Genomic DNA, 5689 nt, shown 5'->3' with positions numbered 1-5689 from the left:
CGCTTCTTCAGAAAGTCCTTCTATAATCTGTGCTAAGTACTTCTTTTTTACACTTAAAAAATCCGATACTTCCACTGCATTCTTGCAGTTACAACACCATGCTATTACTATGGCGAACAATGCTGGTAGCAAAGGAAATTTTACTTTTGACTGCTGTCTGTAGTCTGTAACTTTTATTTGTTTCATGAGTGAACTTACTGTCTCTTTTACTGAAGCTGTTGACATAATGTACCTTTATTTTGCCTAAACTTTCAGTATTTGATCAGATTATTTCTATGTTCACAAACAAAATTGCAATACAGTGATCCTCAGCTCACAGTTATTCTGGATTTTTTTTATTGCTTTGATCCTTGTATCACATTAAGATTTTTATTAAATTCATGCGTACGCCCTGATTAATATATTAGTCGAGTCAAAATTAAAAAAACTAATGCTTTACTTTATCAAAATTGTGATCGCATTGTGATCGCAATTTTGTGATCTCTTTATGCGATCACAAATATAAATAGTGCACAAAGCATCAAAAAATATCATTTAGAACAAAATAAAGAAATTACATGATCAATCAATTAACTAATTGATACTTTTTGTAACTTTTGAGAATTAAAAGGTGTGATTTTTGATTTGGTGGTGCGGGAGAAGGGACTCGAACCCTTACACCGAAGGCGCCAGAACCTAAATCTGGTGCGTCTACCAATTTCGCCACTCCCGCAAAAGCTAACTTCGAATCAGATGGGGTGGCTAAAGGGGCTCGAACCCTTGACAACCGGAATCACAATCCGGGACTCTACCAACTGAGCTATAGCCACCATCGAAGCTATCATTGAATCGTATTACTGGCGCGTCCTAGAGGAGTCGAACCTCTGACCCACAGCTTAGAAGGCTGTTGCTCTATCCAACTGAGCTAAGGACGCAAGCTATGGTTAGGATCTAACCGAATATGCTACACAGTATTAGTGGAGCGATTCAACGGAGATGTATGATACAAGAGGAATCTATAATCGTCAATCTTTTTTTTAGGTTTTAAGCATATTTTTTTATTTTTTCTTTATTTAATTTTTCATTATTTTTTACAAATCGCATATATATCGACTTTTCATTTCTAACAAAATTAAGCCACTTTATTTGAAGTCTGATAAAATTGTAAAAAATTTTTTTAGGTGATAAAAATGTTATTAGGTATACCTTTTTCTGAACTTGTAATCACACTTATCTCATTACTACTCTGTGGCGTTATTGCAGGCTTTCTTGCAGGACTTTTAGGCGTTGGTGGAGGAATTATCTTTGTTCCTTGCTTCTACATCCTATTTACTGTTTTCTTTCATATTGATCCTAATATTGCAATTGTTGTTGCTACAGGAACATCTCTTCTTTGCATGATTCCGACATCTATTTCTGCAGCGCGCTCACAGTATAAAAAAGGTAATACAGATCTTGCAGTAATAAAGGCATGGTCTGTATTCATGCTGTTAGGTGTGCTTGTAGGTATCATGGTTTCAAAGTTTTTCGGAGGTGCTTGGCTTACACTGCTATTCGGTTCAATAATGATCCTAAACTCTCTGAATACCATTTTCAGAGCAAAGGCAAAACCAGCTTTTGAATCATTACCAGGTAAATTCGGACAGGGAATAATTGCTTTTTGTATTGCCTGCTTCTCATCAATGCTTGGTATTGGTGGTGGAACACTTACAGTACCGGTTTTAAATGCCTGTTCTGTTGAGCCACATAAATCAATTGGAACCTCTTCTGCAGTATCACTATTTGTATGCGTTCCAGGTGCAATTTTGATGCTACTTACTAACACAACTCCTGAACATGCACCTATTGGCACATTTGGTCTTGTAAATGTGTTAGCAGCTGCATGCGTAATACCTGTTTCATACCTTTGTGCACCTCTTGGGGTAAGCGTGGGCAAAGGCATTAAACCTGTTACATTAAAGAGAATTTTTGCAGTTGCTTTATTCATAATCAGTACAAGAATGCTTTATTCAGGATTAAGCTATTACTTATAGGATAAAAATCGTATACAATTGCACCATTATTTTTTTTAACGGAGAAATATAGCTCATGACAGCAAAGATCATCGATGGAAAAGCTATCGCAAAAGACCTGAGAACTGAATTAAAATCAGTAGTAGATGAAAATGTTGCTAAAGGCAACCGCAGACCAGGTCTTGCAGTTGTGCTTGTCGGTTCTGATCCAGCATCACAGGTTTATGTTAGAAACAAGAGAAGAGCATGTGAAGAAGTTGGTATCAAGTCATTTGCATATGATTTAGATGAGAATACAACTCAAGAGCAGTTAGATAAACTTATTGATGATCTGAACAATAATCCAGAGGTTGACGGAATTCTCGTACAGTTCCCTCTACCATCTCATCTTGATGAGTCATCTGTTGTTGAGCGTATCAGTGCAAGCAAGGACGTTGATGGTTTCCATCCATACAACGTTGGTCGTCTTGTACAGAGAATTCCATACATCTGTGCATGTACACCTCACGGTGTAATGACACTTCTACACAAGACACTAGGTAATGATCTAAAAGGCCTTAATGCTGTTGTTGTTGGTGCATCAAACATCGTTGGTCGCCCTATGGCTTTAGAATTACTTTTAGCTGGCTGTACAACCACAGTAACCCATAGATTCTCAAAGCCTGAAGAGCAAAAAGAGCTTATCTCAAAGGCAGATATTCTTGTTGTAGCTGTAGGTAAGGCAAAGTTTTTAGACGGTAACCTTGTAAAAGAAGGTGCAACAGTTATTGATGTAGGTATTAACCGTCTTGAAGATGGCTCTTTATGTGGTGACGTTGATTTTGAAAACGCATCAAAGAAAGCAGCTTACATCACTCCAGTTCCTGGTGGTGTAGGTCCTATGACAATTGCAACTTTAATGCAGAACACTGTAACTGCATACTTAAGCCACATCTAACATACAAAAAAAAGGATCCATTTTATTGGATCCTCTTTTATATGCCTGAGTTCTCTCAGGCATTTTTATTTGGATTTCATTAAATCAGGCTGTCTAGATTGTCCATCTTAACATCTGGATTTACGTCTGCTGAGTAATCTACACCAGGAACCTCAAAGCCGAATAACTGTAAGAACTGCTTCTTGTAGTCAGCATAGTCTGAAAGTTCAAACAGATTCTCTGTTGTAACCTTAGGCCATAATTCCTTGCACTTACCCTGTACTGAGTCACGTAATTCCCATGAATCCATACGGATACGATTCATATCGTCGATTTCAACAGTCTTTGAGTAAATTTCCTTGAACATTCTGTAAATATGCTCAATTACTGACTCATAAATGCCCTGCTCTCTCATTACCTTGAAGCAAAGAGAAATATATAAAGGCATTACAGGAATTGCAGATGAAGCCTGTGTTACAACACTCTTTAATACAGCAACTTTAGCCTCACCGTTAACAGAAGCTAAACGCTCGTTATTAGCCTTAGCAGCTCTGTCTAAGTCTTCTTTAGCCTTACCTAAAGCACCGTGCCAGTAGATTGGCCATGTAATTTCAGTACCGATATAGCTGTATGCAACTGTCTTACAGCCGTTAGCAAGAACACCAGCATTCTTAAGAGCCTCAATCCAAAGCTCCCAATCCTGACCGCCCATTACCTTAACTGTGTTATCAATTTCTTCTTGTGTTGCTGGCTCTAAAGAAGCGGTAATGATTTCATTCTTGTTTGTATCAATTGCAGTTGAAGTATAGGTCTGACCGATTGGCTTTAATGATGATCTTACAACTTCACCTGTTTCTGGCATCTTGCGAACAGGAGCTGCAAGAGAATATACAACCATATCGACCTGGCCTAGATCCTCTTTGATAATCTCAATAACCTTATCACGGCACTCATTTGAGAATGCATCAGCATTAACATTGCGTGCATATAGGCCAGCTTCTTTTGCATACTTTGTAAATGCACAGGTGTTGTACCAGCCAGCTGAACCTGGACGCTTTTCTGAACCAGGCTTTTCAAAGAACACGCCTAAAGTAGCAGCACCAGAACCAAAAGCTGCACTGATACGTGAAGCAAGACCATAACCGGTTGATGCACCTATAACCAGAACCTTCTTTGGACCGTTTGCTACGGCACCACCTTTTTTTACAAGATTAATCTGCTCTAATACATTTGCATCACAACCAGTAGGATGAGTTGTTACGCAGATAAAACCACGAGCTTTTGGTTCAATAATCATTCAATATCTCCTCTTGCACATTGTGCGATGTTTTTTTCTGATGTGTGATTTTATCAGATTTTAGAACATATAGAATAGATTGCTTTTAACATTTGCAAGATTGCATATCAGAAATTTTGATAATTAAATTGTTTGAGAACTATCCTTAATTTTTGAACTTTGTCATCAATAATTAAATCATTGCTATTTATTTGAGCGTATAATCTTAGTTTCGACACAAAAATGAAAAGTAATTAAACAAACAGTTAAAAAAAATGAACAAGTTTATAAAAATATTAACCTTATTATCTTCCTTATATGCTGCTCAGACTTTCGCAATTGCAGCAAATCCAAATCCGATTCCAGGCTCTCAGATAGGCGTTGCCTACTTAAGACCAAATGACAACAAAATATATGGTCAAAACTTCGATACCTATATGCATCCAGCATCTACTCTCAAGGTAGTTACAGGCCTGAGTGCAATTTTATATCTTGGTCATGACTATACATACAAAACAAATCTTGAGGTTTCATCAGGATCATTAGACTCTAAAGGAAAACTGTCTGTTGATAAAAACGGTGTTCTCAAAGGTAACGTTCTTATTAGATTTGCAGGCGATCCTAGCTTTACAGGAAACAATTACAGAACTTTGCTTAGAAATCTTAAAAATGCAAATGTTTCAAAAATTGCAGGTGATGTAATTATTGATGTTTCAAGATTTGCAGGTCTTTCAAAGGGAAACGGCTGGTCATGGGATGATGCTCCTATATGTTTTACAGCACCTGCTGGAGCTGCAATCATCAACAGAAACTGCGTTTTTGCTCAGCTAAAACCAAACGGTCTTGGACATGTGGCTACTCCTGTTGTATCAGCTTCAAATCCAATCACTATCACGTCAGATGCAGTCGGTGTCGAGCAAAGAAAATACGGTGGCAACTGCGAACTTCAGGCTGATTTATTCCAGAAAAATCAGTATCACATCACAGGATGTGTACCTGTTTTAGCTAACAACAAGCCATGGCCACTGTCACTTGCTGTAACAGATCCTGATCAGTGGGCTGTAGATTGGACTGCTTATTTGTTAAAAGAGCTAAATATTAAATATGCAGATATCAAGATTGCTCACTCAAGACAGGATGGCTATAGCACTTATGCAATGATTGAATCAAAACCATTAAGTGAACTTACAAAGTATATGCTGTACAAGTCAAACAACCTGTATGCAGATGCAATTGCAAAAACAGTGGCATATGAGTATTACAAACTGCCTGCAACCTATGGTAGAACCAGCCAGGCAATAAGATCAATTCTAAGCAAATATGCTTCTATTAATCTTGGTAACACATATATGGTTGACGGTAACGGTCTGTCTCCACATAATCTTGTAACACCACACAAGATGCTTGAAATTCTTCAGTTTATCAATCTGAATGATGACAAGATTGAATTTATAAAGCTCCTGCCTGTAGCTGATGAATCAGGTACACTTCACTGGAGAGGATCTA

At 37.7% G+C, this 5689-nt stretch carries 5 protein-coding genes and 3 tRNA genes; 3 read left to right on the top strand and 5 right to left on the bottom strand.

The features are described 5' to 3' along the window. The 4 genes from ACJML3_RS01980 to ACJML3_RS01965 form a co-directional block, all read right to left on the bottom strand. On the bottom strand, positions 1 to 225 hold a 225-nt coding region (locus ACJML3_RS01980; RefSeq protein ID WP_406020162.1), incomplete at its 3' end, for a hypothetical protein. A 403-nt stretch (positions 226 to 628) separates the two neighbouring features. Then, positions 629 to 712 (bottom strand) — tRNA-Leu (locus ACJML3_RS01975). Positions 713 to 733: 21 nt separating this feature from the next. Beyond that, positions 734 to 809: transfer RNA gene (locus tag ACJML3_RS01970), tRNA-His, on the bottom strand. A 28-nt stretch (positions 810 to 837) separates the two neighbouring features. Then, a tRNA-Arg gene (locus ACJML3_RS01965) sits at positions 838 to 914 on the bottom strand. A gap of 255 nt (positions 915 to 1169) precedes the next feature. Here ACJML3_RS01965 and ACJML3_RS01960 point away from each other — a divergent pair. Together ACJML3_RS01960 and folD are read left to right on the top strand one after the other, a co-directional pair. Continuing rightward, positions 1170 to 2012 carry a sulfite exporter TauE/SafE family protein gene (locus ACJML3_RS01960; protein WP_406020160.1) on the top strand — a complete coding sequence of 281 codons (843 nt, stop codon included), beginning with the start codon at positions 1170 to 1172 and terminating at the stop codon, positions 2010 to 2012. A gap of 55 nt (positions 2013 to 2067) precedes the next feature. Next, positions 2068 to 2928 (top strand): bifunctional methylenetetrahydrofolate dehydrogenase/methenyltetrahydrofolate cyclohydrolase FolD, encoded by an 861-nt coding sequence (gene folD / locus ACJML3_RS01955; RefSeq protein WP_219936337.1) that lies wholly within the window; start codon positions 2068 to 2070, stop codon positions 2926 to 2928. A gap of 79 nt (positions 2929 to 3007) precedes the next feature. Here the strand turns inward: folD and fabV are convergent, their stop codons facing one another. Then, complete coding sequence (gene fabV, locus ACJML3_RS01950) at positions 3008 to 4204, bottom strand: enoyl-ACP reductase FabV (protein ID WP_406020158.1); 1197 nt, start codon at positions 4202 to 4204, stop codon at positions 3008 to 3010. Positions 4205 to 4458: 254 nt separating this feature from the next. On the opposite strand from fabV, the gene dacB reads away from it, so the two are divergent. Further along, a partial coding sequence (gene dacB, locus ACJML3_RS01945; protein ID WP_406020155.1) for a D-alanyl-D-alanine carboxypeptidase/D-alanyl-D-alanine-endopeptidase occupies positions 4459 to 5689 on the top strand: 1231 nt, incomplete at its 3' end.

Source organism: Succinivibrio sp., assembly GCF_045124615.1.
Taxonomy (GTDB): Bacteria; Pseudomonadota; Gammaproteobacteria; order Enterobacterales; family Succinivibrionaceae; genus Succinivibrio; species Succinivibrio faecicola.
Note: the sequence above shows the minus strand (reverse complement) of the source record. Positions and strands in the feature narration are given on the sequence as shown.

Coding starts and splice junctions, on each gene's coding strand:
- ACJML3_RS01960 (WP_406020160.1), top strand. CDS start 1,170: ATGTTATTAGGTATACCTTTTTCTGAACTTGTAATCACACTTATCTCA.
- folD (WP_219936337.1), top strand. CDS start 2,068: ATGACAGCAAAGATCATCGATGGAAAAGCTATCGCAAAAGACCTGAGA.
- fabV (WP_406020158.1), bottom strand. CDS start 4,204: ATGATTATTGAACCAAAAGCTCGTGGTTTTATCTGCGTAACAACTCAT.